This is a genomic window from Massilia jejuensis (assembly GCF_042656795.1).
GTDB lineage: Bacteria > Pseudomonadota > Gammaproteobacteria > Burkholderiales > Burkholderiaceae_D > Telluria > Telluria jejuensis.
The window spans coordinates 55,001-81,479 of sequence record NZ_JBHSMS010000021.1 but is presented as its reverse complement, the minus strand read 5'-3'; the positions used below and the strand labels follow the sequence as shown (position 1 = coordinate 81,479).

The following is a 26,479-nucleotide window of genomic DNA, read 5'->3' as shown; positions in this document are numbered from 1 at the left end:
CGGCGGCGCCGGCGGCGCGGCGACGGCGGGCACCAGCACCGGCGGTGCCGGCGCGGCTGCCGGCGCGGGCGGCGCGGGCGGCTCGACCGGCGTGGCATCGAACACGGGCGGTGCAGGCGCATTCGGCGGCGCGGCCACCACGGGCAGCGCCACTAGCGGCGCGGCGACCTCGGGTACGGCGACGGCCGGCACCGGCGGCGCGGGCGGCTCGGGCGGCAACGGCACCGGCGGCACGGGCGGCGCCAGCGGCACCAATACCGCGGGCACCGGCACCGGCGGCGCCGGCGGCGCGGCGACCGGCGGCGCGGGAGGCACCAACACCGTCAACGCCGGCGCCTTCGACATGTCGAACGCCATGACCAGCGTCGGTCAATCGGCCGCCGGTGTGATGGTGGTCAGCCAGAACAACGGCTTCTCGTCCCTGATCCAGCAGAGCGTCAACGTCCAGAGCAATCTGTCCGTCGGCCCGTGAGCCGAACGGGGACAGCGTCAGAACGGACTGCCGCGCCCTTCCCGGCGCGGCAGTTTTCCGGATCCAGGGAGATACGATGAACAAGATTTTCGCACTAAGTCAATTACCCCAGGGCTGCGCGCTGGCGCTCGCCACCATCCTGGCCGCGCCGGCCTGCGCAGGCGAACCGGTCCGGCTGGACGCCAGCCAGATCGCGCCGCCTGCCATCGACGGCGCCGAGCGGGCCGTCCAGGCCTTGCCGGCTGTTGCAGCCGGTACCGGCGACACCGTTTCCATCGGCGGCGCCACCGCCCGCGCGGTCGATCTCCACAAGCTCGCCCATGAGCGGGGCCGCGCCGACACCGTCACCAACGACACCAAGCTCAACGGCGACGTGGCGAACAACAGCGCCTTCAACGTCCAGACCGGATCGAACACGATCGACGCCGGCTCGTTCGCCAGCATGTCGGGCATCCCGGTGGTGATCCAGAACAGCGGCGCCAACGTGCTGATCCAGAACGCCACGGTCATCAACCTGCAGTTCCAATGAAGCCGCGTACTCTTGCTTGCAGCCTCGCCCTGTTGCTCGGCCCGGGCGCAGCGATGAATCCGGAAGCCGCCGAGCTGTCGCTGCCGAGCGGGATGCGCGTCGGCGCGATGCCGGTCAAGAGCATGAAGGATTTGCGCTTTCAGGCCACGCTGCGCCAGCAGTACGACTTCAGCTGCGGCTCGGCCGCGCTGGCCACGCTGCTGACCCATCACTACGGCACCCCCGTGAGCGAACAGGCCGCCTTCCAGGAAATGTTCGCCACCGGCGACCAGCAAAAGATCCGGCGCGAGGGCTTCTCGCTGCTCGACATGCAGCGTTTCCTGAAGCAGCGCGGCTTTACCGCCAACGGCTTCCAGCTGCCGCTCGACAAACTGATTGAAGCGAAGCTGCCGGCCATCGTGCTCATTGCCGACAACGGCTATCACCATTTCGTCGTGGTCAAGGGCGCCGAGGACGGGCGCATCCTGCTCGGCGACCCGTCGCGCGGCACGCGCCTCATGCCGCGCGCGCGCTTCGAGGCGCTCTGGGCCAACCGGATCCTGTTCGTGATCCACGAGGGACCGGTGCAACCAGGCTTCAACCTGGCCGCCGACTGGCGCAATGCCCCACGCGCGCCGCTCGGTGAAGGTGCGAGCCGCGCGCAGGAGACCACCTACGGCCTGCCGAAATTCGGCCCCGGCGATTTTTAGAACCCACCCCGGCAGGAAGAAGGAAGGCGATGGCGATGCATGGCAAGCGGGAGCAAGGCGCGAGCAGGCCGCAACGACGGGCAACGCAGCACCCGCCCGTCACGCGCGTCGGCAACGACTCACTTCCTAACCGGATAGATTTTTAAGGACACACGATGCGCTCCACGCTTCCCCTGCTGCTGTTGCTGTCGCTGGCGGGACGGGCCGCGGCCGCGCCGCCGGCCTTCGACGCCGCCAACGCGGTCGACAGCGCCACGCTCGACGCGGCGCGCGGCGGCTTCCTGACGGCCGACGGCGTCGTCGTCAAGCTCGGCCTCGAACGCATGGTGACGATCAACGGCAACGTGGTCGAACGCACGGAAATGCAGCTCGGCGACATCGGCAAGCTGGCCCGCGGCGAAGCGGCGCTCTCGCGCGAGGCGGTCGGCGAACTGCGCCTGATCCAGAACGGCGACGTGCGCACGATGGCAGGCAATGCGGCCAACCTGCTGGGCGGCACCGTCATCCAGAACAGCCTCAACGACCAGATGATCAAGCACCAGACGTCGATCAACGCCACCGTGAATACAGCCGGGATGTTACGCGCGCTAAATTTTGGAACGAGCCTGAACGATGCCTTGTCAACCGCCGTCGCACCCCGCTGACGGCGCACACACTGGAGAGACGCATGCAGAAGATTTCGGCGCTATGTGTTGGCGCGCTTGCCGTCGGCGCAACGTGTTGCGCCTTGCCGGCGCGGGCGCAATCCGTCGCGGAACTGGTGGAACAGGTCAAGGCGATGCGCCAGCAGCTCGATGCGCAGCGCCTGCGCATCGAGGAACTCGAGCGCGAGACACGCACCGTACGCGCCGCCGCGGCGCCACCGGCGCCGGCCATCCGGACCCCGCCCATGCTGGCCGGTGGCACCGTCCCGCACGAGATCCTCGACGCCGCCCGCGGCACCGGCGCCGGCGGGCAACAGCCGGCCGCGCCGGCGGTACCGGCGGGCAACCCTGCCGGCGCGCCGGCGCCCGCCGCCGCGGCCGGCACGGCCGCCGTCGGCCGCGCACCGGCCAGCGACAGCCGCACCCGCGAAGTCGCGCCGATCTTCGAGCAGCCGGGCGTGCTGACGCAGCGCGGCAAGTACGTGTTCGAACCGGCCATCCAGTACGGTTATTCGTCGAGCAATCGCGTGGCCCTGGTCGGCTATACCGTCATTCCCGCCCTGCTCATCGGCCTGATCGACGTGCGCGAGGTCAAGCGCAACACCACCACCGCCACCGCGACGCTGCGCACGGGCCTGTCCAACCGGATCGAGGTCGAGGCCAAGCTGCCCTATGTCTACCGCAGCGACGCCACCGTCAGCCGCGAAGTGTTCACCGGCACGGCAGTCGAGCGCGCCTTCGAAACCAGCGGCCGCGCCATCGGCGACGTCGAACTGGCGGCGCGCTACCAGCTCAACGATGGGGGCGTCGACAAGCCTTACTTCATCGGCGGCCTGCGCTTCAAGTCGCGTACCGGGAAAGACCCGTTCGAAGTGACCACCGACTGCCAGCGCCGCTGCATCGGCGAGAACGTCACCGGCAGCGGCCTGCCCTTGACCCTGCCGACCGGTTCCGGCTTCTATTCGCTGCAGCCGAGCCTGACCTGGCTGTTCCCGTCCGACCCGGCCGTGTTCTTCGGCAGCTTCAGCTACCTGCACAACTTCAAGCGCGAGGTCGCGCGCACGGTGCTGGGCGGCGAGAAGGAACGGCTCGGCAAAGTCGCGCCGGGCGCCGTGATCGGCTTTAATTTCGGCATGGGCCTGGCCCTGAACGACAAGGCCTCCTTCAGCGTCGGCTACGACCACAACTCGGTCGCGCGCACCAAGCAGGACGGACGCACGGTGCCGGGTTCGGTCCGCACGCAGCTCGGCACCCTGCTGATCGGCTATTCCTACCGCCTGAGCGACAAGAAGACGCTCAGCGTGGCCGTCGGCGCCGGCCTGACCCGCGATACGCCGGACGTCAGCCTGATGGTAAGGATGCCGATGTCGTTCTGATTGTCACGCGCCGGGCACGCGCTGTGCCCGGCGGCATTTCCCCTCTTGCTCCTGGCCCTGACGCCACCGCTCCCACTCTCCCGTTTGCGCAAGATCATCTGTCACGCCGGAACTGATCAGTTGTTTGCGACTCTGACCTGACAGGGATATCCATAAAACGTACGCCGCCGGTGCGCCATTCGACACAGGCGCCTTCAAGCGGCGTCAAGCGGTGATTGCCGCCTCGCGTCGGAGGCCGACACCCGGCCCGGCGGGCACGGTCCACTCCACGGTATTCATGAGGAGGGCTCATGGAAACGCCCGATTTACTTGCAAGGGTAATGAATGTCGCAGGCCTGGCGCTGCAATTGACGCGCCTGCCCGTGGCCAGGCTGCGCTTCGAGCAGGGGCGCAATCCCGAAGGCATCCGCCGCGCCCACGATCTGTTCACCCGTCCCCACCCGCGCTATAAAGTCATTCGCAACAAGACGCTGGGCATCGCCCTGATCGACCTGGCCGCTTTCGGCGGCCACCCGGGCGGCTACCTGCACAGCGTGCGGCGCAGCGGCCACGCCGGCCCGCAGAGCCGCAAGGCCGCCGCCCGCGGCTATCAGCTGCGCAGCATCGACCGCAACGACCACATCGACGAGATCCACGCCATCCACACCTCCTGCGAACAGCGCCAGGGCCGGCCGATGGACCCGCATTACCGGATCAAGAAAAACGCGTTCGACAACGCGGCGCATGTCGAATGCAATGGCGTCTTCGATGCCGCCGGGCGCCTGGTGGCGTATTGCAGCATGGGCCGCTACGGCAACTTTGTCGCTACCGACCAGCTGATGGGCTATAAAAACCAGGACGGCATCATGTACCTGCTGCTCCTGAAAATCATTTGCCGCCTGATCGAGGAGCGCGAGGTCGATTACTTCATGTACGACACGTTTCTCGGCGCGCAGCCGGGACTGCGGGACTTCAAGCGCCGGGTCGGGTTCCAGCCCTACCGGGCACGCTATGAGCTGGCGTGACCTGGCGGCGGCTCGGCAGGCCCGACAGGCGCGCGATCAGGCGTCCGCTTCCAGCAGGAAAGGCATGGCCCGCGCCAGCAACTGCTCGGGCGCTTCTTCCGGAACGTAGTGCCCGCAAGGCAGCGTTTCGCCCTCGACCCGATCGGCCACCTGGCGCCATTCGCGTAGCGGGTCGAAGCAGGCATGCACGACGCCCTGCGCGCCCCACAGCACCAGCACGGGCATCGGCAAGCGGCGCCCGGCGGCGATGTCCGCGCGGTCGTGCTCGAGGTCGATGCCGGCCGCGGCCCGGTAGTCCTCGCACAGGCCGTGCGCGGCGCCCGGCAGCGCCAGGCAGCGGGCGTATTCGCCGAGCGCGCGCGGATCGAAGGGGGCCAGGCCCCCGCTCCTGCTCCCCATGACGTCGCGGATGTACGCCGCCGGGTCGGCTTCGATCAGGCGCTCCGGCAGCGGCGACGGCTGGATCAGGAAGAACCAGTGCCAGTAGGCGCGCGCGAACTGTTCGGTGGTCTGGGCGTACATCGCTACCGTGGGCGCGATGTCGAGCAGGACCATGCGCTCGACCGCCTGCGGGTGATCCGCGGCCAGCCGGTGCGCCACGCGCGCGCCGCGGTCGTGGGCCAGCACGCGAAAGCGCGCGAAGCCCAGCGACCGCATGACGGCGAGCATGTCGGCCGCCATCGCGCGCTTGCTGTACTGCGTGTGTTCGGCGTCGCCGGGCGGCTTGGACGAGTCGCCATAGCCGCGCAGGTCGCAGGCGACCACCGTGAAACGCTCGCACAAGGCGGGCGCGACGCGGTGCCAGATCGCGTGGGTCTGCGGGTGGCCGTGCAGCAGCAGCAGCGGCGGGCCACTGCCGCCGACGATCGCATGGATGGAAACGCCGGGCGCGACCTCGATGTCGCGTGCGCGGAATGCGGGAAAGAGTGCGGTACTTGCCATGGCTGGTCCACGAGATGGTTGGAGTCATGCCAATGGTAGCCCATCGCGCCGGGCGCGCGTGCCGATCGGTACCGCTTGCTGGTACCGCTTGCACGCGCGCTCCAATAAAAGTGGCCAGACTGCTATCCAGGCGAGGCCAAGATCGTACAATGGCCGTATGACCGAAGACACAACATCGTTTCGCCGGATGGAGCCGGCCGCGCTCGATGCCTCACTGCGCGATGCGCGGCAGCATACGCTGGTCTTGTTCGACGCCCTCGCCGCCGCCGGCCACGACCAGGCGGCGCGGGTGCCGCGCCTTGCCATCCTGAACCCGCCGCTGTGGGAACTCGGGCATATCGCCTGGTTCGCCGAATGGTTCGTGCTGCGCGAAGCGCGCAGCAGCCGGCCGGGCGACGCCGCCCGGCCCTCGCTGCTGGCGCGCGCCGACGAATGGTTCGATTCGAACCAGGTCGCCCACGACACGCGCTGGTCGCTCGACCTGCCCGCGCCCGACGCGGTCAAGCGCTATTGCCGCGACGTGCTGGACCGGATCGGCGAGCGCCTGGCGCGCACGCCCGGTGACGATGCGGCGCTCTACCCCTACCGCCTGGTGCTGGCGCACGAAGACATGCACCGAGAAGCCCTGCTCTACACCTTGCAGACGCTGGGCGCGGCGGCGCCAGCGCCTGGCGCCGCCGCGCCGGCGGCGCGCACTTGCGGCGAGATCGCCTTCGCCGGCGCTGCATTCCTTCTCGGCGGCGCGCAGTCGCGCGGCTTCGTGTTCGACAACGAGCGGCAGGCGGCGCCCTGCCGCCTCGCCCCGTTCGCGATCGACGCCGGCCTGGTGTCGAATGCGGCCTATCGCGGCTTCGTGGACGCGGGCGGCTACCGGAAACCGCAGTACTGGAGCGAGGCCGGGCGCGCATGGCTGATGGAAAGCGGACGTTCGGCACCGCGCTACTGGCGCCGGGACGGGACGGAAAGTGACTGGCGCACGGTGCGCTTCGGCCGCCTGGCCGCGCTCGACCCCGCCGAGCCGGTACGCCACGTGAGCCTGTACGAGGCCCAGGCCTATTGCAACTGGGCTGGCCGGCGCCTGCCGCTGGAAGAAGAATGGGAATACGCGGCCGCCGCGGGCGCGCCAGGATTCGCCTGGGGCCAGTTGTGGGAATGGACTGCGTCGCCCTTCCTGCCCTACCCCGGCTTCGCGGCCGACCGCTACCGCGAGTACTCGCAGCCATCCTTCGGCCACTGCCAGAGCTTGCGCGGAGCGTCGTTCGCGACGCCGGAGCGGCTGCGCTCTGCGCATTTCCGCAACTTCTACGGTCCCTGGCGGGACGACATGTTCGTGGGCTTTCGGACCTGCGCCGGCTAAGGGTTGGCACGCGACTGCGCCGTGGCATGGGTCAAGCCGGCGATACGAGCCGGTCGAGCTTCTCGCGATCGGCCAGCAAACTGGCGCTGTCCGAGTCGTGCACGATGCGCCCGCGGTCCAGGACGATCGCGCGCGCGGCCAGCGACAAGGCGAGCCGCGCATGCTGCTCGACGACGATCACCGACAGGCCTTCGTCGGCGCCGAGGCGCCGAATGATGCGCACCAGTTCCTGCACGATGATCGGCGCCAGCCCTTCCATCGGCTCGTCGAGCAGCAGGATGCGCGGATTGGTCATCAAGGCGCGCGCGATGGCCAGCATCTGCTGCTCGCCGCCCGAGAGCGCGTTGCCCAGGTTCGCGCGCCGCTCGTGCAGGCGCGGGAAGGTCCGATAGATGCCCGCCAGCGTCCACGGCCCCGGGCGCGCCACCACCGTCAGGTGTTCTTCCACCGTCAGCGAGGGGAACATGTGCCGTTCCTGCGGCACCCAGCCCAGGCCCGAACGCGCGCGCTGGTGGGTCGGCATGCGCGCGAGATCGAGACCGCCCCAGCGGATCGATCCCTTGTGCAGGCGCGTCAGGCCCATCAGGGTGAGCAGCAGGCTGGTCTTGCCGGCGCCGTTGCGGCCCAGCAGGGCCAGGCTGTCGCCCTCGTTCATGGCGAAGCCGACGTCTTCCAGCACGGTCGATTCGCCGTAGCCGGCGCTGACCGCGTCCAATGCCAGCAATTCAGCCATGTTCGGCCTCGCCCAGGTATACTTCCCTGACGCGCGGATCGGCGGCGATGGCGGCCGGCGTCCCTTCGGCGAGCACCTTGCCGCCCACCAGCACCGTGATGCGCTCGGCGAAGCGAAATACCAGGCCCATGTCGTGCTCGATGAAGACCACCGTCACGTCGCGCGGCAGTGCGGCGATCACCTCGAACAATGCCGTGCTCTCGGCCGCGGGAATGCCGGCCGACGGTTCGTCCAGCAGCAGGATCTTCGGTTTCGTGGCCAGCGCCAGTGCGATCTCGACCAGGCGCTGCTTGCCGTAGGCCATGCTGCGCGTGATGGCATGGGCGTCGTTCGCCAGCTTCAGGGTGGCGAGCAAGTCCAGCGCCTCGGCCACGACCTCGTCATGGTTCTCGACCGTTTTCCACCAGGTCGCATGCAGGCCGCGCCGCTCGCAGATCGCCAGCACCACCGACTCGAGCACGGTCATGCCCGCGAACAGGGTGTTGATCTGGAAGGTGCGCGTCATGCCGCGTTTCACGCGCTCATGTTGCGGCAGGCCGGTGATGTCGTCTGCGCCCAGGAATACCTTGCCGCCGGTGGGAGCGCAGGCGCCGGTCAGCAGGTCGATGAAGGTGGTCTTGCCGGCCCCGTTCGGGCCGATCAGCGCGTGGCGCGCGCCCGGCTCGAACGTGAGGGACAGGCCGGTATTGGCCTGGAACGCGCCCCACCGTTTCGACAGCGCTTCGGTACGCAGGGTATCGGTCATGCCGGCCCCCTGCGCCTGGAGAAGCGGTGGAAGATCCTTTCCGCGCCGCCCATGATGCCGCCGCGCGCGAACAGCACGATCAGCACCAGGAACAGGCCGATGTAGAACTGCCAGTAGGCCGGATCGAGACCCGAAACCTGGTCCCGGGCCACCATGTAGACCGCCGCGCCGACCAGCGCCCCGTACAGGCGCCCGGTACCGCCCAGCACCAGCATGACCAGGAGTTCGGCCGAGCGCGGGAAGCCGAGGACGTCCAGGCCCACGAACTGGGTGGTCTGCGCCAGCAGCGCGCCGGCCACGCCGGCGATCGCCGCGCCGATGGTGAAGATCGCCCTCAGGCGGCGCCCGACGTCCGCGCCGATGGCCGGCATGCGCCGTCCGCCGTCGCGGATGCCGCGCAGCGACAGGCCGAAAGGCGAGTTGACCAGGCGGCGCATGAACACGAACAGGATGAACAGCACCCCGAGGCTGTACCAGAAGGCGGTCTTGCCATGCAGGTCGAACTCGAAGGTGCCGAACAGGTTCCCCATTACCATGCCCGACAGGCCGTCGACGCCGCCGGTGACGAAGGCGGCCTGGTTGGCCGCCTCGAACAGCATCAGGCCGATACCGAGCGTGACCATCAGGCGCGCCAGGTCCTGGCCGCGCACGACCAGGAAACTGGCGATGAAGCCGGCGATGCCGGCCACGATGGCGCCCGCGAACAGCCCCGAGACGGGCTCGCCCCAGCCATGCACCGACAGCAGGCCGGCGGTGTAGGCGCCCAGGCCGAAGAATGCCGCATGGCCGAGCGAGACGATGCCGGCATAGCCCAGGATCAGGTCGAGCGACAGGGCGAACAGGCCGATGATCATGACCTGGCTGATCAGGACCAGGTAATCCGGGAACAGGAAATAGGCGGCGACCGGCAGCAGCCAGAACACGATCTCGAGACGCTTCCAGCGGTCGTTCGGCAGGCGCGGCATCGATTCGTGCATGCCGGTTGCCGCTCCGGCCGCCGGCGCGCCGGCGCTCTCGTCCTTCAAGGTGGGGGTGGAAAAGGCGCTCATGCTTTCCTGCGCACCAAACCGTATGGGAACAGGACCAGCAGGACGACCATCAGCGTGTAGATGACGAAGGCGCCCACTTCCGGCAGATAGTATTTGCCGGCCACGTCGAATACGCCGAGGATCAGCGCCGCGATCAGCGGCCCCTTGATCGAACCGGCGCCGCCGACGGCGACGACGAGCAGGAAGTAGACCATGTATTTCAAGGGGAAGCCCGGATCCAGGCCGAGCACGTCGATGCCGAGACCGCCGCCCAGGCCGGCCAGGCCGGAACCGAGCGCGAAGGTCAGCGAGAAGACGCGGCCGACGTCGATGCCCAGGCCCGCGGCGGCGGTCGGGTTGTCGACCGAGGCGCGGATCCGGGCGCCGAAGCGGGTGCGCTCGATCAGCAGGTGCAGGCCGAGCGTGACCAGCACGACGACACCGATCAGGAACAGGCGGTAGGAGCCGAGGTCCAGCCCCAGCACCCGGACCTGGCCGCGCAGCCAGTCCGGTAGCTGTACCGGCTGCTGGGTCGGACCGAACAGGAAGGTGGCGCCGGCCACGGCCATGAAGGTCAGGCCGATCGAGAACAGTACCTGGTCGAGGTGGGTCGCCTGATGGAGCCGGCGGTAAAGGGCGCGTTCCAGCACCAGGCCGGCGACGGCCGCGGCCAGGAAGGCCAGCGGCAGCGTGGCCAGGAAAGGCCAGCCCAGCGCGCCGAGCAAGGTGACGCAGACATAGCCGCCGACCATCGCAAAGGCGCCATGCGCGAGGTTAATGAAGTTCATCATCCCCATCGTGACCGAGAGGCCGACGCTGATGAGAAAGAGCAGGCTGCCGTAGGCGATGCCGTCGAAGAGGACGCCGACGAAGTTGCCGATCAAGTCGCCCATCGCATTCCCGCCCATCGCGGCCCCGCATGTCGCTGGTACTGGCTCATTGCCTGGCTCGTGCTCGCTGTTATCGCGCTGCGGCTCACACGCGTTCGATCACCATCGCGATGCCCTGTCCGACCCCGATGCACATCGTGCACAGCGCGTAGCGCCCGCCGCTGCGGTGCAGCTGGACCATGGCCGTCGTCACCAGGCGGGCGCCGCTCATGCCCAGCGGATGGCCGAGCGCGATGCCGCCGCCGCAGGGGTTGACCCGCGGATCGTCGTCGGCAATGCCGAGTTCGCGCAGCACGGCCAGGGCTTGCGATGCGAACGCTTCGTTGAGCTCGATGATGTCCATCTGGTCGAGCGACATGCCGAGCTGGCGCATCAGTTTTTTCGTCGCCGGCGCCGGACCGATGCCCATCACGCGCGGCGCCACGCCGGCGGTGGCCATGCCGACAATGCGCGCGCGCGGCCTCAGGCCGTGCTGCCTGGCGGCGTCCGCGCTGGCGATCAGCACGGCGCAGGCGCCGTCATTGACGCCCGAGGCATTGCCCGCGGTGACGGAGCCGTCGGGATGGACCACGCCCTTGAGCCTGGCCAGCGCCTCGATGCTGGTCTCGCGCGGATGCTCGTCCTGCGCGAAGGCCACGTGGTCGCCTTTTTTTTGCGGGATCAGGACCGGCACGATTTCTTCATCGAACAGGCCTTCGCGCTGGGCGCGCGCCGTCTTCTGCTGGCTCGCGAGCGCGAACTTGTCCTGGTCCTCGCGCGAGACGCGGTAGTCGACGGCGACGTTCTCGGCCGTCTCCGGCATCGAATCGGTGCCGTACAGGTGCTTCATCTGCTTGTTCGGGAAGCGCCAGCCGATGGTGGTGTCGTAGATCGCCGCCTGGCGCGAAAAGGCGCTGTCGGCCTTGCCCATCACGAAGGGCGCGCGCGTCATCGATTCGACGCCGCCGGCGATCATCAGTTGCGTCTCGCCCGACTTGACGGCGCGCGCGGCGATGCCGATCGCGTCCATGCCCGAGCCGCACAGGCGGTTCACGGTGGTGCCCGGCACCTCGAGCGGGAGGCCCGCCAGCAGCGACGCCATGCGCGCGACGTTGCGGTTGTCCTCGCCGGCCTGGTTGGCGCAGCCGTAGATCACGTCATCGACGGCCGTCCAGTCGACGCCGGGATTGCGCTTCATGAGTTCGCGCAGCGGCACGGCGCCGAGGTCGTCGGCGCGCATGTCTTTCAGGGCGCCGCCGTAGCGGCCGATCGGGGTGCGAATCGCGTCGCAGATAAATGCATCGGTCATGATCATCCTCTCGGGTTCAGGGCGCCAGCAGGGGCGCGGAGGTGGCGGCTTGCAGCGCGTCGAAGGTGAGGCCCGGCGCCATCTCGACGACACGCAGGCCGTCCGCGGTCACGTCGAGCACGGCCAGGTCCGTATAAATGCGGTTGACGCAGGCCACGCCGGTCAGCGGGTAGGTGCAGGCGGGGACGATCTTGCTCTCCCCGCCCTTGGTCTGGTGGTCCATCATCACGAAGACTTTCTTGGCGCCCAGCGCCAGGTCCATCGCGCCGCCCACCGCGGGAATCGCATCGGGCGCGCCGGTATGCCAGTTGGCGAGATCGCCCTTTTCCGACACCTGGAAGGCGCCGAGCACGCAGATGTCCAGGTGGCCGCCGCGCATCATCGCGAACGAGTCGGCATGATGAAAATAGGCGCCGCCGGTGAGGATCGTGACCGGCTGCTTGCCGGCATTGATCAAGTCGTCGTCTTCTTCGCCCGGTGCCGGCGCCGGGCCCATCCCGAGCAGGCCGTTTTCGCTGTGCAGGAAAACTTCGCGGCCGGCGGGCAGGAAATTGGCCACCTTGGTCGGCAAGCCGATGCCGAGGTTGACATAGGCGCCTTCGAAAATGTCTTGCGCGACGCGCGCGGCGATCTGGTCGCGTGTGTAATGGTTCATGCTGTCTCCTTCACCACGCGCTGCACGAAAATGCCGGGCGTGACGATGTTTTCCGGATCGAGTTCGCCGAGCGGGACGATCCCGGCCACCTGGGCGACCGTGACCTTGGCCGCCATCGCCATGATCGGGCCGAAGTTGCGCGCCGTTTTACGGTAGACGAGGTTGCCCCAGCGGTCGCCCTTCAAGGCCTTGATGAGCGCGAAGTCGGCGTGGATCGGCGACTCTAGCACGTAATGGCGGCCGTCGATCAGGCGCGTCTCCTTGCCCTCGGCCAGCAGGGTGCCGTAGCCGGTGGGCGTGAAGAAGCCGCCGATGCCGGCGCCGGCGGCGCGGATGCGCTCGGCCAGGTTGCCTTGCGGCGTCAGTTCCAGCTCGATCTCGCCGGCGCGGTACAGGGCGTCGAAATGGTGCGAGTCGCTTTGCCTCGGGAAGGAGCAGATGATCTTGCGCACCCGCCTGGCGGCGAGCAAGGCGGCCAGGCCCGAGTCGCCGTTGCCGGCATTGTTGTTGACGATCGTGAGCTCGCGCGCCCCCTGCGCGATCAGCGCGTCGATCAGTTGGGCCGGCATGCCGGCATTGCCGAAGCCGCCGATCATGACGGTGGCGCCGTCGTGCACGTCGGCGACGGCACGCTCCAGTGATTCATAGGTTTTATCGATCATGTCTCCCATCCTTGCGCGCGCCGCATGACGCACTTGAAATTTGATAGCCAATGTTCGATAATCGAACTAATGATTGATTACCGCCCAACCTAGTGTAGTAGCATGCCGACCCACAGGTCAAGAAAAAAGACCGATCGAAGCGTGCTCCCCTGCTTTAAAATCGCGCCATGACCAATTTGACCAAGCAAGCGGCCGTCTCGGCGGGAGCCGACGGGGCCGGCAATGCCGAAGAACGCGAACCGACGATCGCCGAGCAAATCGATGCCCTGACCGACCCCAGCTTCATGACTTCGCTGGCGCGCGGCCTCGCCGTCGTGCAGGCCTTCAGCGATTCGCGCAAGCCGCAGACCATCGCCCAGATCAGCCAGAAGACCGGCATCCCGCGCGCCGCCGTGCGCCGCTGCCTGTATACGCTCCAGCAACTCGGCTATGTGGACGCGGAGCTGAACAATTTTTCGCTGCGCCCGAAGGTGCTGACCCTCGGCTACTCCTACCTGTCGTCGACGCCGCTGACCGTCTCCAGCCAGCCCTACCTGAATGCCATCAGCGGCGATCTCGGCGAATCGTGCTCGCTGGCGGTGCTGGAAGATCGCGAGGTGCTCTACGTGGCGCGCTCGGCGGCCTCGCGCGTGATGTCGGTGACCTTGAATACCGGCAGCCGTTTGCCGGCCTACTGCACGTCGCTGGGACGGGTGATGCTGGCGCACCTGGATCCGGACGCGCTGGACGCCTATTTCGCCAAGGTCAAGCTCAAACCCATGACCGACAAGACGGTGACCAGCCAGAAGCGCCTGCGCGAGATCCTGGCGCAGGTGCGCCGGGACGGTTATGCGATCAACGACGAAGAGCTGGAACTGGGCCTGCGCTCGATCGCGGTGCCGGTGCGCGGCGCCTCCGGCCGAGTGCTGGCCGCGCTCAACGTCGGCGCCCAGGCCAGCCGCGTCAGCCAGGCGCGCATGCGCCAGGAGTTCCTGCCCATCCTGCAGCGCGGCGCGCAGGAACTGTCGGTGCTGCTGCCGTAGGCGGGGACATTTCGCCCTGGCGCCCCGTCGCCATCAGAAGTGGTGGCGCAGGCCCAGCATCGCGCCGTTCTGGGCAAGGCCCGCGCCCACCGTGCCGCCCGCATCGAGCGCCACCGCCGACACGCCGTCGTTGTCCATGCGGCCCACCGCGCCGTACACGAATGTCCGCTTCGACAGCGCATAGCTCAGGCGCGCCACCAGCAGGTCGACGTCGTTGCCCGAATTCTTCGTGTCGCGCCGCGCGACCTGGGCGTCGAGCACGAAGGAGCCGAAGGGATGGCTGGCGCCGGCATAAAACAGGTTCGACTTCGACAAGCCGGTCGCCGGATTGGCGTTGGTCTCGCGCACGATCACGCCGGCCCCCAGCTTGGTCGTGCCCAGCATCAGGTAGCCGTTGACGGTGCGGCGCACGTCGGTGTGGATGCTGCTGGTCAGGCCGCCGGCGGCGCCGGTATTGCCGCGCAGCTGGTCCCAGGACGTGTTCACGCCCCAATTCCGGGTCTCGTAACCGATCAGGCCGGTAACCTGGCGGCAGGCCTTCGAATTGCCACCCACTTCGCCGGCGCAATTGGTGGCGGCCGGACCGCCGGCGGCGGACGCGTCGCGCCCGAAGCTGTAGGTCGCGCCCAGCACGACGCCTTTGAAGTTGCCCAGGTAACCGATCGCATTGTCGCTGCGCGCGTTCGGCAGGTAGGGATCGATGCTGCCGATGGCGAACAGGTTCGGTCCCAGCACGTCGGTCTTCAGGCCCGAGATATAGGTCATGTTCTGCTGGCGGCCCAGGGTCAGCGTGCCCCACGCGCCTTTCAGGCCGACATTGGCATTGCGGCCGAAGATGCGGCCGCCCTGCTGGGCCACGCCGGTATCGAGCGCGAGACCGTTTTCCAGCACGAAGAAAGCCTGCAGGCCATTGCCCAGATCCTCGGTGCCACGCAAGCCGATGCGCGACGGGAAGGAGCTGGTGAGCGAGGGGATCTTGGTGACCGAGTCGCCCGCGCTGTTGGTATTGGTCAGGTGCGCGATGCCGCTGTCGACGATACCGTAGACCTGGACCGCGGTCTGGGCCCGGGAGGGGGTGGCGATCGACGCGGCGGCCAGGCCGCACATCAGCGCGACGGCGCTGCAGATGGTGTTCTTCATGGGGTCTCCGTGTATTACGATAGTTTGTGCGATTATCGAACAATAGGTTGTTAATCGAACGGTCTATGGATACTAGAGTCGTCCCGGAAGCTTGTCAACAAGATGCTGAAGGGCCGTGGCGCAGTGGCGTTCCCGACACGCGGCCCTGCCCCCGTCCCTTTGCCGACGACGGCAAGCAGAGGCTGCCGTTGGCCGGGGCCGTGCGGCCCCTTGCCTGCGGGACCGCGCGCGTCCCTTGCTGCCCGGCATGGGTGCACGGGACACGCCCGCGCGCATGGCGCCAATTCGATGCAACGCGCGGCCCGATGGCGCGTCTAAACCCGGGAAGTCCCCTTTCTCGACCAAGGAGCATGTGATGAAGAATTTTTCCCATACCCTGATGACAGCCTTCCTGGCTGCCCTGTTCGCCCTGGGCGGCAACGCCGCCTTTGCCCAGGCGACACCCGACGACGCCCAGATCGCCGGCATCGTCGTCGCCGCCAACACGGTCGATATCGACGCCGGCAAGCTGGCCCGCAAGACGACCGGCAATGCCGAGGTGCGCGGCTTCGCCAGGCAGATGGTGACCGACCATGCCGGCGTCAACAAGCAGGCCAGCGCGCTGGTGAAGAAACTGAAGGTGACGCCGACCGACAGCGAGCTGGCCAAGACCCTCAAGCAAGGCGGGGCCGACAACATCGCCAAGCTCAAGACCCTGAAGGGCAAGGACTTCGACAAGGCCTATGTCGACCAGGAAGTGACTTACCACCAGAGCGTCATCGACGCGCTCGACAAGACCCTGATACCGAACGCAAAGAACCCCGAGCTGAAGGACTTGCTGGTCAAGACGCGGCCGGCCTTCGTCGCCCATCTCGAGCATGCGAAGAAGCTCCAGGCCTCGCTGCAGTAGGGTCCCCGGCGTGAAGCTGCCCGCGCGCGCCGCCGCGACCGCCGTGCTCGGCCTGGCGCTGCACGCGCCTGCCTGCGCGGCCGTGCATACGATCGTGATCGAAGGCCTGCGCTTCGTTCCGCAGACGCTCGAGGTCGAGCGGGGCGACACGGTGGTGTGGCGCAACAAGGATCCGTTTCCGCACAACGCCAGGGCGGACAAGGGCGGCCCGGCTTCGCCGGATATCGCGGCGGGCGCGGCGTGGACGTTCCGGGCTGCCAAGCGCGGGCGCCATGCCTATCTGTGCACGCTGCACCGGACGATGACGGGGGTGCTGGTCGTGAAATGAGCCCGCGCGGCCATCGGTCCTGTCGTCGACGTGCCTGCGCGGCGCGCGGCTCAGCCGGCGCCGTGCGGCGGCAGTGCCGCATACCAGGCCGCGTAGGGCGTGTTTCCGACCATGCGCCGGTTGTAGTCGGGCGCGCCATCGGTCCACCAGACCGGACCGCGTTCGCCCAGGGCCTGCTTGGCCGCGTCGACGGCGGCGCGGGCATGGCGTTCGGCTTCCACGTCGCCCGCCTTCATGGCCAGGCCGACCTGGCGCCGCGCCGTCATCAACTGGTCGACCAGGCGTTGACGCAGCTCGGGCGCAAGACCGGGATTGCTGGCGCGCCAGAGGCGGCCCTTGACGATGAAGTAGCGGCCGTCGGGGGTACCGGGGTAAGTGGCGGAAGATGGCATGCCTCCACTATACCGGAGCGCCCGGACGGTTTTGCACGGCAAATCCATCCAGCCTGGCCCGCAGGCGGACAAGCGTCCACAATACCGTGCATGCACGGCATAATCATGGCGGCGCGGGCACCCGCTGCAGGCCGGCCGCCTTCCAATCCAGTTTGAGGAGAGACCCTTGATGTTCCAAGCAGACTTGTTATTGAACGGCCAGGCCCGTCCCGCGTCGAACGGCGCCGTCTTCGAGCGCCGCAATCCCGCCACCGGCGAGATCGCCACGCAGGCCGCCGCCGCCACCCTCGACGATGCCGACGCCGCCGTCGCGGCCGCGCAAGCGGCCTTCCCCGCCTGGTCGGCCATGGCCCCGGGGGCGCGCCGCGCGCTGCTGTCGAAGGCGGCCGACCGGATGGAAGCGCTGCGCGGCCAGTTCGTCGACACCGCCGTGGCCGAAGCCGGCGGCGCGCCGACGTGGTACCAGTTCAACGTGACGCTGGCCTCGAACATGCTGCGCGAAGCGGCCGCCATGACGACGCAAATCGCGGGCGAAGTCATTCCCTCGGACGTGCCGGGTTTGCTCGCCATGGGCGTGCGCCAGGCGTGCGGCGTGGTGCTCGGCATCGCGCCGTGGAATGCGCCGGTGATCCTCGGCACGCGCGCGCTCGCCATGCCGCTCGCCTGCGGCAATACGGTGATCCTGAAGGCATCCGAGCTGTGCCCCGCCCTGCACCGCCTGATCGGCCAGGTGTTCGTCGATGCCGGTTTCCCGGAAGGCGTGGTCAACGTCATCACCCACGCCCCCGGCGACGCCGCCCGCATCGTCGAGCGCCTCATCGCCGCGCCCGCCGTGCGCCGGGTGAACTTCACCGGTTCGACCAGGGTCGGCCGCATCGTCGCCGAGCAGGCGGCCAGGCACCTGAAACCGGCGCTGCTGGAACTGGGCGGCAAGAACCCGATCGTGGTGCTGGACGACGCCGACCTCGACGCGGCCGTGGAAGCGGCGGCGTTTTCCGCCTTCTTCAACCAGGGCCAGATCTGCATGTCGGCCGACCGCATCCTGGTCGACCGCAAGGTGGCGCCAGGCTTCGTCGCCAAGCTGGCGGCCAAGACCGCGACGCTGAAGGCGGCCCGCGCCGGCGCGCCGCTGGCCGGCATGGTCGACCCGGGCGCGGCCAGCCGCGTGCAGGCGATGCTGGACGACGCACGCCGCCGCGGCGCCAGGGTCACGCAGGCGGACGCCGGCGTGGTCGGGAACGTCATGCAGCCGGCCATCGTCGACGACGTCACGCCCGAGATGCTGGTGTACCAGGAAGAGTCGTTCGGGCCGATCGTCTCGGTGCTGCGCTTCGACAGCGACGAGGAAGCGATCCGGATGGCCAACGACAGCGAATACGGCCTGTCGTCGGCAGTCTTCAGCCGCGACATCGGGCGCGCGATGGCGGTGGCCCAGCGCATCGAATCGGGCATCTGCCACATCAACGGCCCGACCGTGCACGACGAGGCGCAGATGCCCTTCGGCGGCGTCAAGGGCAGCGGCTACGGGCGCTTCGGCGGCAAGGCGGCGATCGCCGAGTTCACCGACCTGCGCTGGATCACGGTCCAGACCACGCCGCGCCACTTCCCCATCTGATGCCCTCATGGACGACCGAACCGCTCCCTACCTGATCGTCGCGGCATGCATGTCCGCGGCCTGCCTCCATCACGACAAGAAGACAGCATGACACTCAAGACCCTCGCCCGCATCGGCCTCGCCGTCCTGCCTTTCGCCAGCGCCCCCGCCCATGCGCAGGAGACCATCAAGATCGGCGTCGTCGCCGCCCTGACCGGTCCCTTCGTCAACATCGGCAAGCCCTTCGAAGACGGCATCAGGACATGGATGAAACTGCATGGCGACAGCGTGGCCGGCAAGAAGATCCAGATCATCTATCGCGACGACGGCGGCAGCAATGCCGAACTGTCCAAGCGCGCCGCGCAAGAGCTGGTGGCGCGCGACAAGGTCAGCTTCCTGGTCGGCTTCTCGCTCACGCCGAGCGCGCTGGCCGTGGCCCCGGTCGCTACCCAGGCCAAGGTGCCGATGATCGTCATGAACGCCGTCACGACCGGCATCACGGCCAGGTCGCCCTACATGCTGCGCACCTCGATGACGATGCGGCAGATGACCGAACCCTTCGGCACCTGGACCGCGCAAAACAGGATCGGCCGCGTCTATTCGCTGGTCGCCGACTACAGCACCGGGCACGATGCGGAAAAACTGTTTGCCAAGAGCTTTACCGAGGGCGGCGGCAAGATCGTCGGGTCTGCGCGCACGCCGCTGGCCAATCCCGATTACTCGCCCTTCGTGCAGCGCGTGAAGGACGAGAAGCCGGACGCCCTGTTCTTCTTCGCGCCGGGCGTTGAAGACGGCATCGGCCTCCTGAAAGCCTACAGCGACAAGGGGCTGGACAAGGCCGGCATCAAGTTCCTCGGGGTGGGCGACATGACGAGCGATTCGCCGACCCTGGAAGCGCTGGGCGAGCGCGCGCTGGGCGCGGTGACGGTCTTGAACTACTCGACGGCGCTCGACAACGACGCCAACAAGACCTTCCTGAAGGCCTATGCCGACGCGCACCCGAACCGTCCGCCGCCGACCTTCGTGACGGTGGCCGCCTACGACACGATGGGCATGATCTATGCAACCATCCGCAAACTGAACGGCAAGGTGACGGGCGACGCGGCCGTCAGGACGCTGTCGGGCATGAAGTGGAACAGCCCGCGCGGACCGATCAGCATCGACCCGGCCACCCGCGACATCGTGCAGAACATGTACATTCGCGAGGTCAGACGCGTCGACGGCAAGCTGGTGAACCAGCCGCTCGGCACCCTCAGGGACGTGATGCCGGACTGAGCGCCGCGCCCGCCGCCGGCGCGCCGCGCTGGCGGCCCGCAGGCGGCGCCGCGACGATCCTTGTTTCATGCGCGCTTCGATGCACCGGTGCGAGCTGGCGCAACAAGGGATTCGGGCGGGGATCGACAATGCAAAAATCGCCTCGCGGGCGATTTTTGCTTTGTTCTGGAGGCGAGGACGGGAGTCGAACCCGTCTAGACGGCTTTGCAGGCCGCTGCATAACCGCTTTGCTACCTCGCCAGTAGGTATCGTACGACTGTTGAGCTGGACGGTTATGTTCCACATCAACATGAGAAGCAAGTTCTTCTCTGAATTCTGGAGCGGGAGAAGAGTCTCGAACTCTCGACCTCAACCTTGGCAAGGTTGCGCTCTACCAACTGAGCTACTCCCGCTTAGGAGTTACCACCGAACACGCTGCATGGAGCGGGAGAAGAGTCTCGAACTCTCGACCTCAACCTTGGCAAGGTTGCGCTCTACCAACTGAGCTACTCCCGCATGGAGTGTGATTCTTGTTTACTGCTGCTCCAGATAACTGGAGCGGGAGAAGAGTCTCGAACTCTCGACCTCAACCTTGGCAAGGTTGCGCTCTACCAACTGAGCTACTCCCGCATTCTGGAACCACCAATTATCGCAGAAAGCATGACGATTTCCAAGACAACTGTTACTGCCGACTCGTGCGAACCTGGAGCGGGAGAAGAGTCTCGAACTCTCGACCTCAACCTTGGCAAGGTTGCGCTCTACCAACTGAGCTACTCCCGCTTTGTCTGTCGTTTGCTGCGATGTCGTCACAACAGGCAAGCATTATAGATGATCTGATCCGTACGTCAAGGATGACAGAGAATTAATCTTACAGATTCCCGCCCTTCTCCTTGATCACCGGCCACGCCCGGCGCAAGTAGTAGAACATCGACCATACCGTAAGCACGCCCGCCACCCACAGCAGGACCGAGCCCCAGAAGTGGGTGTCGACCCCCAGCAGAGCATCGTGGAACAGCAGCAGCGGGATCGCGGCCATCTGGGCGGCCGTCTTGACCTTGCCCAGCGAGCTGACCGCGACCGACTTGCGCGCGCCGATTTCGGCCATCCATTCGCGCAGCGCCGAAATCGTGATTTCGCGGCCGATGATGATGAACGCGATGATGGCGTTGACGCGGTCGAGCTGGATCAGCACCAGCAGCGCGCCGGCCACCATCAGCTTGTCGGCCACCGGGTCGAGGAAGGCGCCGAAGGCCGAGGTTTCGTTCCAGCGCCGCGCGAGGAAGCCGTCGAACCAGTCGGTAATGGCGGCCACGATGAAGACCAGGGTCGCCGCCAGGTTGCGATCGGCAACCGGCAGCCAGGGGGTGGGAAGGTAATAGACGCCGACAACGAGGGGAATGAGTGCTACACGTAACCAGGTCAGGAGAATCGGGATGTTGAAAGGCATAAGGGCGTGATCTGGCTTACCGTTGAAAAAAGCGTGCGCCGCTAGTCTACATGGGGTTTGCTTTTTAAACCAGTTGAGCTCGGCAGGGCCATGAATGGCCTGCCGGGATGCCGATTTTTACCTTCGATACGCGTGCACGCAGCTGGCATGGCGGCCAAGGGCCGCCTGGACACCGGAATGCACGGCCGGTACAGGCAGAATCGGGCCGTCGCATGGCCATCAGTGCAGTTGCCGATAGATCTCTTCCGCCAGCGCGGTCGAAATCCCCTCGACCTTGCACAGGTCTTCCACGCTGGCGTCGACCACGCCGCGCAGGCCGCCGAAGCGCGCCAGCAGGCGCTGGCGGCGTTTCGCGCCGATGCCTTCGATCTCTTCCAGGCGCGAGGCCTGGCGCGTCTTGGCGCGCTTGGCGCGCATGCCGGTGATGGCAAAGCGGTGCGCCTCGTCGCGGATCAGGGCGACCAGCATCAGCGCGGCCGATTCCTTGCCCAGTTCCTGTGGCGCGCGTCCGTCGGCGAAGATCAGGGTTTCGAGTCCGACGCGCCGGCCCTCGCCCTTGGCCACGCCGACGATCAGGCCGATGTCGAGCCCCAGTTCGGACAGCACCTGGCGCGCCATCTCGACCTGGCCCTTGCCGCCGTCGACCAGCACCACGTCCGGCATGACGCCGTCGCCGCCGGCGACTTTTTCGTAGCGGCGCATCAGCACCTGGCGCATGGCGCCGTAGTCGTCACCGGGCGTGATGTCGCTGATGTTGTAGCGCCGGTATTCCGAGTTCTGCATCGCGTGATGATGGAACACCACGCACGATGCCTGCGTCGCCTCGCCCGCCGTGTGGCTGATGTCGAAGCATTCGATGCGCAAGGCGTCGAGGTCCGCCGCGTCCAGCGACAGGGCTTCGGCCAGGGCGCGCGTGCGCGACTGCTGCGACCCTTGTTCAGACAACAGGCGCGCCAGGGAGATCTCCGCACCCTTTTGAGCGAGCTCAAGCCACTGGCGGCGCTGGCCCTGCGGCTGGAAAATCAGGTTGATCCGGTGCCCGCATTGCTCGGTCAGCGCGACCATCAGTTCCGGCTGGTCGAACTCGATGTTCAGGATCAGGCAGCCGGGAATGAACTTGTCGATGTAGTGCTGGACCAGGAAAGCGGCCAGCACTTCGCATTCGATCGACATCTCGGCGATCGCTTCGCCGACCTGGGTCGGGAAATAGGCGCGGTCGCCCAGGTGGCGCCCGCCGCGCACCATGGCGAGATTGACGCAGGCGCGCCCGCCCTGCACCACCACGGCGATGATGTCGACGTCGGCGTCGCCGGTCGTCTCCATGCTCTGCTGGTGCAGCACGCGCGAGAGCGACTGGATCTGGTTGCGCACGGCGGCGGCCTGCTCGAACATCAGCTTTTCGGCAAAGCCCTGCATCTTGTGCTGCAGGTCTTCCATCACTTCGGTCTGGCGCCCGCGCAGGAACTTGGCGGCGTTCTCGACGTCCACCTTGTACGTGTCCTTGTCGATCAGGTCGACGCAAGGCCCGCTGCAGCGGCCGATCTGGTGCAGCAGGCAGGGCCGCGTGCGGTTGGCGAACACGCTGTCCTCGCAGGTGCGCAGCATGAAGACCTTTTGCAGGATCTGCATCGATTCCTTCACCGCCCAGGCACTCGGGAAAGGGCCGAAATACTGGTTCTTGCGATCCAGGCCGCCGCGGTAATAGGCCATGCGCGGGAAGTCGCCGCCCGTGATCTTCAGGTAGGGATAGGACTTATCGTCGCGAAACAGGATGTTGTAGCGCGGCTTCAAGGCCTTGATCAGGTTGTTTTCCAGGATCAGGGCTTCGGCTTCACTGTGGGTGACCGAGGTTTCCAGGCCGGCGATCTGCGACACCATCATGGCGATGCGCGGACTCGACAGGTTCTTCTGGAAGTAGCTCGATACCCGCTTCTTGAGGTTGCGCGCCTTGCCGACGTACAGCACATTCTGGTTGGCGTCGAAGTAGCGGTACACGCCCGGCAGGTCCGGCAGCCTGGCCACCGTCGCCAGCACCTGTTCGCGCGCCGAGGGGGCCGGTTTCACGGGCTCGGCGGCGTCTTCCCTGAGGGTCGAGCTCAGCTCTTCCTTGACGGCCTGCCAGGCGTCGGGGCGGACACGCGGCGCGGCCGCGGCGGCCGGCTGGCCGCCGGCCACGCGCGGGCGCGCCGGCGCGTTCCCGGCGGGCGGCGCGGGCACGGCGGCGCCCGCCGCCGCGTAGGGCACCGGCGCTTCGGCCGCCCGATGGGCATTGTCGGCAACATCGTTGCCGGGCGCCGGTTGGTCCGGCGGCGCGGTAGTTTGCACGTCCTTGGTCACTTGCGATTCATTTGCGTAGGTTTGCTTACGGTGTCGGCGCGTCCTGGGTCACGATCACGAAGGCGACGCCGTAATCGGCTTCGTCGCTGATCGTCACCTGGGCGCTCAAGCGGTGCGCGCGCATGAACTCGGCGAGCGCGCCGCTGCACACGATGGTCGGCTTGCCGCTCGGGGCGTTGAGCACCTGGGCCGCGCGCCAGGTCATCGGTATGCGCATGCCCAGGCCGATCGCCTTCGAAAACGCTTCCTTGGCCGAGAAGCGCGTGGCCAGGAAACGCAGGCCGCGCACGTCGCTGCGCGCGCGCCGCGCATGGTATTTCTCGAGCTCCTCGGGGCCGAGGATCTTGTCGGCGAAACGCTCGCCGCTGCGCGCGAGCGCGGCTTCGACACGTGAAATCTGGACGATGTCGGTGCCGATACCGTAGATCATGTCGCCCCCGGCGTCACGCCCAGGCGCGCTGCGACCATGATCGCCTTCATCTCGCGCACGGCGTTTTCCCAGCCTGCGAACAGCGCGTGGGCGACGATCGCGTGGCCGATGTTCAGTTCGGTAATGTCGCCGATCGCGGCCACCGCCTGCACGTTCGTGTAATGCAGGCCATGGCCGGCATTGACCACCAGCCCCTTGCGCACGCCGGCGGCGGCCCCCATCCTGATGCGTCCCAGTTCCGCCAGCGCCGCCTCGCCTTCGGCCTCGGCATAGCGGCCGGTATGCAGCTCGATCACGGTCGCGCCCGTTTCCGCGGCGGGGCCGATCTGCGCCTCGTCGGCATCGATGAAGAGCGAGACGCGGATGCCCTCGCCCTTGAGCTGCCTGACCGCCGCCTCGACTTCCTTGAAGTAGCGGATCACGTCCAGGCCGCCTTCGGTGGTGACTTCCTCGCGCCGCTCCGGCACCAGGCACACGTCCTGCGGGCGCACCCGGCAGGCGAAGTCGACCATTTCCCGGGTCACGGCCGCTTCCAGGTTCATGCGCGTGGCCAGTTGCGGGCGCAGCGCCAGCACGTCGGCATCCCTGATATGGCGCCGGTCTTCGCGCAGGTGCAGCGTGATCAGGTCGGCGCCGGCCTGCTCGGCCAGCAAGGCCGCGCGCAGCGGGTCGGGATAGACGGTGCCGCGCGCATTGCGCACGGTGGCGATGTGGTCGATATTCACGCCCAGGTCGATGACCTGGCCAACGGGTTGCAGGAAGCTCATGGTGGTCTGGAGTCGGTTGGATTGCTACAGCTGCATCAGGTCAATCAAAATCTGCCGGGTGTTGAGCGGCACGCCGCCCAGGTGGTGCGCGAGCAGGAAGCGCATCAACTGCTTGCTCTGCGCCTGCGTGCTGGGATCGGCATAGTCTTCGCGTTCCATGTCGAGCAGGGTCTTGCCGGTGACGACGGGCCAGACGTCCGAGACGCGCGCCTCGCGCGCGCCCTTCTCGGGGTCGACCACGTAGTCGAGCGCGGCGTCGACCGTCTCGCGGGTGGTCGTCGAGCGTTTCAGGTCGGCGGCAACGCCTGTTTCCTTAAGTAAGGCCCGTTCGAACTTTCGCAAGGCAATTTGTGCCGGCTCGTCATGCGCCAGCTCGTTGAGCGTCGCAATGTAGTGATCGAACAAGGCACGGTGCGGATCGTCGCGCGCGATCAGCTTGACCAGCAATTCATTCAGATAGAAGCCGCACAGCAAGGCCGTGCGCTCGATCGGCAGCATGCCGCCGACCCATTCGGCATCGATCAGGGTGCGCAATTCCGACTTGCCGCTCCACGAGACCGACAGCGGCTGGAAGGTCTGGAGCACGCCGCGCAGTTTCGACAGCGGCCGCTTCGCTCCCTTGGCCACGACCGCGATACGCCCGTAATCGCGCGTGAACAAATCGACGATGAGGCTCGTTTCCTTGTAGGGATAGCTGTGCAGCACGAATGCCGGCTGGCCATTCACCCGCGTATTGCCGGCGGAGACACGGCTGCGCCGCGCCGGCGCGGGACCGTCGGGTGCCGGCGCGGTGGCGGCGAGGTGGGCGTCGAGGCTCGTCATGCGATGCGGTCCGGCCTCCGGTGCTTACTCGTAGCCGTAGGCGCGCAGGCCGGCCTCGTTGTCGGCCCAGCCGGACTTGACCTTGACCCAGATTTCCAGGTACACCGGACCGCCGAACAGTTTTTCCATGTCCAGGCGCGACTGGGTCGAGATCTCTTTCAGGCGCGCACCCTTGTTACCGATGATCATCGATTTGTGGGTATCGCGCTCGACCAGGATGGCGGCGAAGATGCGGCGCAGATTGCCCTCCTGCAGGAACTGTTCGATGATCACCGTGCTCGTGTACGGCAGCTCGTCGCCCAGCAGGCGGAATACCTTTTCCCGGACGATCTCGGCGGCCAGGAATTTCTCGCTGCGGTCGGTGATGTCGTCCGGTCCGAACACGGGCGGATTTTCCGGCAGGTGGTTGCGGATCTCGCGCTCGAGGGCGTCGACCTGGAAGCGCATCTTGGCCGACACCGGCACGATGGCCGTGAAGTCGCGCAGGCTCGCCACTTTCTGGGCAAACGGCATCAGGGCCGCCTTGTCCTTCATGCGGTCGGACTTGTTGATGACCAGGATGACCGGCACGTTCTTCGGCAGCAGGTCCAGCACTTGCTGGTCGGCCGGGCCGAAAGTGCCGGCTTCGACCAGGAACAGCACGGCGTCCGAGGCCGTCAGCGTGTTCGAGACAGTCTTGTTGAGCGTCTTGTTCAGCGCGTTCGCATGACGGGTCTGGAATCCAGGCGTGTCGACATAGATGAACTGGGCGTCGTCATGGGTCTGGATGCCGGTGATGCGGTGACGCGTGGTCTGCGCCTTGCGCGAGGTGATCGACACCTTGGCGCCGATCAGCACGTTCATCAGCGTCGACTTGCCCACGTTCGGGCGGCCGACGATGGCGATATAGCCGCAACGGAAGCCCTCGACCGAGGTGCCCTTGCTGGCGTCGGTGCGGTCGTTGAAGAAAGCGTTGACGTCGACGCCCTGCTTGTCCGCAGGCCCGTCCCCGTCTTTCGTATGCGTCTCGTGCTGGTCGGCGGGATTCTGTTCGGTATTCATGC

General features: G+C 67.2%; 27 protein-coding genes, 5 tRNA genes and 1 pseudogene. 12 read left to right on the top strand and 21 right to left on the bottom strand.

From position 1 onward, the window contains the following. The 6 genes and pseudogenes from ACFPOU_RS05625 to ACFPOU_RS05600 all read left to right on the top strand — a co-directional run. A pseudogene (locus ACFPOU_RS05625) lies at positions 1–472 on the top strand (hypothetical protein); the annotation flags it as partial. A 76-nt stretch (positions 473–548) separates the two neighbouring features. Next, the gene (locus ACFPOU_RS05620; RefSeq protein ID WP_379718047.1) at positions 549–1,001 is read left to right on the top strand and encodes a hypothetical protein; all 453 of its coding nucleotides are present in this window, start codon (positions 549–551) and stop codon (positions 999–1,001) included. Beyond that, entirely contained in the window at positions 998–1,690 is a 693-nt protein-coding gene (locus ACFPOU_RS05615) for a C39 family peptidase (RefSeq protein ID WP_379718045.1), read from the top strand. The genes ACFPOU_RS05620 and ACFPOU_RS05615 overlap by 4 nt, the downstream gene beginning before the upstream one ends. 155 nt (positions 1,691–1,845) lie before the next feature. Beyond that, a complete protein-coding gene (locus tag ACFPOU_RS05610; protein ID WP_379718043.1) occupies positions 1,846–2,334 on the top strand; it encodes a hypothetical protein in 489 nt (162 codons plus the stop codon). Between the two features lie 23 nt (positions 2,335–2,357). After that, positions 2,358–3,710 carry an acetate kinase gene (locus tag ACFPOU_RS05605; RefSeq protein ID WP_379718041.1) on the top strand — a complete coding sequence of 451 codons (1,353 nt, stop codon included), beginning with the start codon at positions 2,358–2,360 and terminating at the stop codon, positions 3,708–3,710. A 320-nt stretch (positions 3,711–4,030) separates the two neighbouring features. Then, positions 4,031–4,714 carry a hypothetical protein gene (locus tag ACFPOU_RS05600; protein WP_379718039.1) on the top strand — a complete coding sequence of 228 codons (684 nt, stop codon included), beginning with the start codon at positions 4,031–4,033 and terminating at the stop codon, positions 4,712–4,714. Between the two features lie 36 nt (positions 4,715–4,750). On the opposite strand, the gene ACFPOU_RS05595 is transcribed toward ACFPOU_RS05600, so the two are convergent. After that, the gene (locus ACFPOU_RS05595) at positions 4,751–5,656 is read right to left on the bottom strand and encodes an alpha/beta fold hydrolase (RefSeq protein WP_379718037.1); all 906 of its coding nucleotides are present in this window, start codon (positions 5,654–5,656) and stop codon (positions 4,751–4,753) included. Positions 5,657–5,813: 157 nt separating this feature from the next. Between ACFPOU_RS05595 and senA the strand changes: the two genes are divergently transcribed. Beyond that, a complete protein-coding gene (gene senA / locus ACFPOU_RS05590; RefSeq protein ID WP_379718035.1) occupies positions 5,814–7,013 on the top strand; it encodes a selenoneine synthase SenA in 1,200 nt (399 codons plus the stop codon). Positions 7,014–7,044: 31 nt separating this feature from the next. On the opposite strand, the gene ACFPOU_RS05585 is transcribed toward senA, so the two are convergent. From ACFPOU_RS05585 to ACFPOU_RS05555, 7 genes are all read right to left on the bottom strand, one after another. Beyond that, positions 7,045–7,746: an ABC transporter ATP-binding protein gene (locus ACFPOU_RS05585; RefSeq protein WP_379718033.1), complete on the bottom strand. Its 702-nt coding sequence runs from the start codon at positions 7,744–7,746 to the stop codon at positions 7,045–7,047. After that, positions 7,739–8,491, bottom strand: a complete 753-nt coding sequence (locus ACFPOU_RS05580) for an ABC transporter ATP-binding protein (protein WP_379718031.1) — start codon at positions 8,489–8,491, stop codon at positions 7,739–7,741. The genes ACFPOU_RS05585 and ACFPOU_RS05580 overlap by 8 nt, the downstream gene beginning before the upstream one ends. Then, on the bottom strand, positions 8,488–9,540 hold the full coding sequence (locus ACFPOU_RS05575; protein ID WP_379718029.1) for a branched-chain amino acid ABC transporter permease: 1,053 nt from the start codon (positions 9,538–9,540) through the stop codon (positions 8,488–8,490). Before ACFPOU_RS05575 ends, ACFPOU_RS05580 begins: the two co-directional genes overlap by 4 nt. Next, on the bottom strand, positions 9,537–10,412 hold the full coding sequence (locus tag ACFPOU_RS05570) for a branched-chain amino acid ABC transporter permease (protein ID WP_379718027.1): 876 nt from the start codon (positions 10,410–10,412) through the stop codon (positions 9,537–9,539). Before ACFPOU_RS05570 ends, ACFPOU_RS05575 begins: the two co-directional genes overlap by 4 nt. Positions 10,413–10,494: 82 nt before the next feature. Beyond that, positions 10,495–11,697, bottom strand: coding sequence for a 3-oxoadipyl-CoA thiolase (gene pcaF, locus ACFPOU_RS05565; protein ID WP_379718025.1), 1,203 nt, complete (start codon positions 11,695–11,697; stop codon positions 10,495–10,497). A 16-nt stretch (positions 11,698–11,713) separates the two neighbouring features. Beyond that, a complete protein-coding gene (locus ACFPOU_RS05560) occupies positions 11,714–12,352 on the bottom strand; it encodes a CoA transferase subunit B (RefSeq protein WP_379718023.1) in 639 nt (212 codons plus the stop codon). Further along, complete coding sequence (locus tag ACFPOU_RS05555) at positions 12,349–13,014, bottom strand: 3-oxoacid CoA-transferase subunit A (RefSeq protein WP_379718021.1); 666 nt, start codon at positions 13,012–13,014, stop codon at positions 12,349–12,351. Before ACFPOU_RS05555 ends, ACFPOU_RS05560 begins: the two co-directional genes overlap by 4 nt. Positions 13,015–13,181: 167 nt before the next feature. Here ACFPOU_RS05555 and ACFPOU_RS05550 point away from each other — a divergent pair, with 167 nt between their 5' ends. Then, the gene (locus ACFPOU_RS05550) at positions 13,182–14,036 is read left to right on the top strand and encodes an IclR family transcriptional regulator domain-containing protein (protein WP_379718019.1); all 855 of its coding nucleotides are present in this window, start codon (positions 13,182–13,184) and stop codon (positions 14,034–14,036) included. A gap of 33 nt (positions 14,037–14,069) precedes the next feature. On the opposite strand, the gene ACFPOU_RS05545 is transcribed toward ACFPOU_RS05550, so the two are convergent. Beyond that, positions 14,070–15,176, bottom strand: a complete 1,107-nt coding sequence (locus ACFPOU_RS05545; RefSeq protein ID WP_379718017.1) for a porin — start codon at positions 15,174–15,176, stop codon at positions 14,070–14,072. Positions 15,177–15,531: 355 nt separating this feature from the next. Here ACFPOU_RS05545 and ACFPOU_RS05540 point away from each other — a divergent pair, with 355 nt between their 5' ends. Together ACFPOU_RS05540 and ACFPOU_RS05535 are read left to right on the top strand one after the other, a co-directional pair. Continuing rightward, positions 15,532–16,065: a DUF4142 domain-containing protein gene (locus ACFPOU_RS05540; RefSeq protein ID WP_379718015.1), complete on the top strand. Its 534-nt coding sequence runs from the start codon at positions 15,532–15,534 to the stop codon at positions 16,063–16,065. Positions 16,066–16,075: 10 nt separating this feature from the next. Continuing rightward, positions 16,076–16,393 carry a plastocyanin/azurin family copper-binding protein gene (locus ACFPOU_RS05535; RefSeq protein ID WP_379718013.1) on the top strand — a complete coding sequence of 106 codons (318 nt, stop codon included), beginning with the start codon at positions 16,076–16,078 and terminating at the stop codon, positions 16,391–16,393. A 50-nt stretch (positions 16,394–16,443) separates the two neighbouring features. Here ACFPOU_RS05535 and ACFPOU_RS05530 read toward each other — a convergent pair whose 3' ends face one another. Beyond that, complete coding sequence (locus ACFPOU_RS05530; protein WP_379718011.1) at positions 16,444–16,785, bottom strand: hypothetical protein; 342 nt, start codon at positions 16,783–16,785, stop codon at positions 16,444–16,446. Positions 16,786–16,954: 169 nt separating this feature from the next. Between ACFPOU_RS05530 and ACFPOU_RS05525 the strand changes: the two genes are divergently transcribed. Next, positions 16,955–18,400, top strand: coding sequence for an aldehyde dehydrogenase (locus ACFPOU_RS05525; protein ID WP_379718051.1), 1,446 nt, complete (start codon positions 16,955–16,957; stop codon positions 18,398–18,400). Positions 18,401–18,487: 87 nt separating this feature from the next. Next, complete coding sequence (locus ACFPOU_RS05520) at positions 18,488–19,654, top strand: ABC transporter substrate-binding protein (RefSeq protein ID WP_379718009.1); 1,167 nt, start codon at positions 18,488–18,490, stop codon at positions 19,652–19,654. 166 nt (positions 19,655–19,820) lie between these two features. Here the strand turns inward: ACFPOU_RS05520 and ACFPOU_RS05515 are convergent. From ACFPOU_RS05515 to era, 11 genes are all read right to left on the bottom strand, one after another. Next, positions 19,821–19,894 (bottom strand) — tRNA-Cys (locus ACFPOU_RS05515). 76 nt (positions 19,895–19,970) lie between these two features. After that, positions 19,971–20,046: transfer RNA gene (locus tag ACFPOU_RS05510), tRNA-Gly, on the bottom strand. Between the two features lie 27 nt (positions 20,047–20,073). Then, positions 20,074–20,149: transfer RNA gene (locus ACFPOU_RS05505), tRNA-Gly, on the bottom strand. Between the two features lie 38 nt (positions 20,150–20,187). After that, a tRNA-Gly gene (locus ACFPOU_RS05500) sits at positions 20,188–20,263 on the bottom strand. Between the two features lie 74 nt (positions 20,264–20,337). Then, positions 20,338–20,413, bottom strand: a tRNA-Gly gene (locus ACFPOU_RS05495). An 88-nt stretch (positions 20,414–20,501) separates the two neighbouring features. Then, on the bottom strand, positions 20,502–21,080 hold the full coding sequence (gene pgsA / locus ACFPOU_RS05490; RefSeq protein ID WP_379718007.1) for a CDP-diacylglycerol--glycerol-3-phosphate 3-phosphatidyltransferase: 579 nt from the start codon (positions 21,078–21,080) through the stop codon (positions 20,502–20,504). 219 nt (positions 21,081–21,299) lie between these two features. Further along, entirely contained in the window at positions 21,300–23,144 is a 1,845-nt protein-coding gene (uvrC, locus tag ACFPOU_RS05485) for an excinuclease ABC subunit UvrC (RefSeq protein ID WP_379718049.1), read from the bottom strand. A 298-nt stretch (positions 23,145–23,442) separates the two neighbouring features. Beyond that, positions 23,443–23,847 carry a holo-ACP synthase gene (gene acpS / locus ACFPOU_RS05480; RefSeq protein ID WP_379718005.1) on the bottom strand — a complete coding sequence of 135 codons (405 nt, stop codon included), beginning with the start codon at positions 23,845–23,847 and terminating at the stop codon, positions 23,443–23,445. Next, positions 23,844–24,614, bottom strand: a complete 771-nt coding sequence (locus tag ACFPOU_RS05475; protein ID WP_379718003.1) for a pyridoxine 5'-phosphate synthase — start codon at positions 24,612–24,614, stop codon at positions 23,844–23,846. Before ACFPOU_RS05475 ends, acpS begins: the two co-directional genes overlap by 4 nt. Before the next feature lie 24 nt (positions 24,615–24,638). Next, positions 24,639–25,436, bottom strand: a complete 798-nt coding sequence (gene recO / locus ACFPOU_RS05470; protein WP_379718001.1) for a DNA repair protein RecO — start codon at positions 25,434–25,436, stop codon at positions 24,639–24,641. 24 nt (positions 25,437–25,460) lie between these two features. Beyond that, a complete protein-coding gene (era, locus tag ACFPOU_RS05465; RefSeq protein ID WP_379717999.1) occupies positions 25,461–26,477 on the bottom strand; it encodes a GTPase Era in 1,017 nt (338 codons plus the stop codon). Positions 26,478–26,479: the final 2 nt, after the last annotated feature.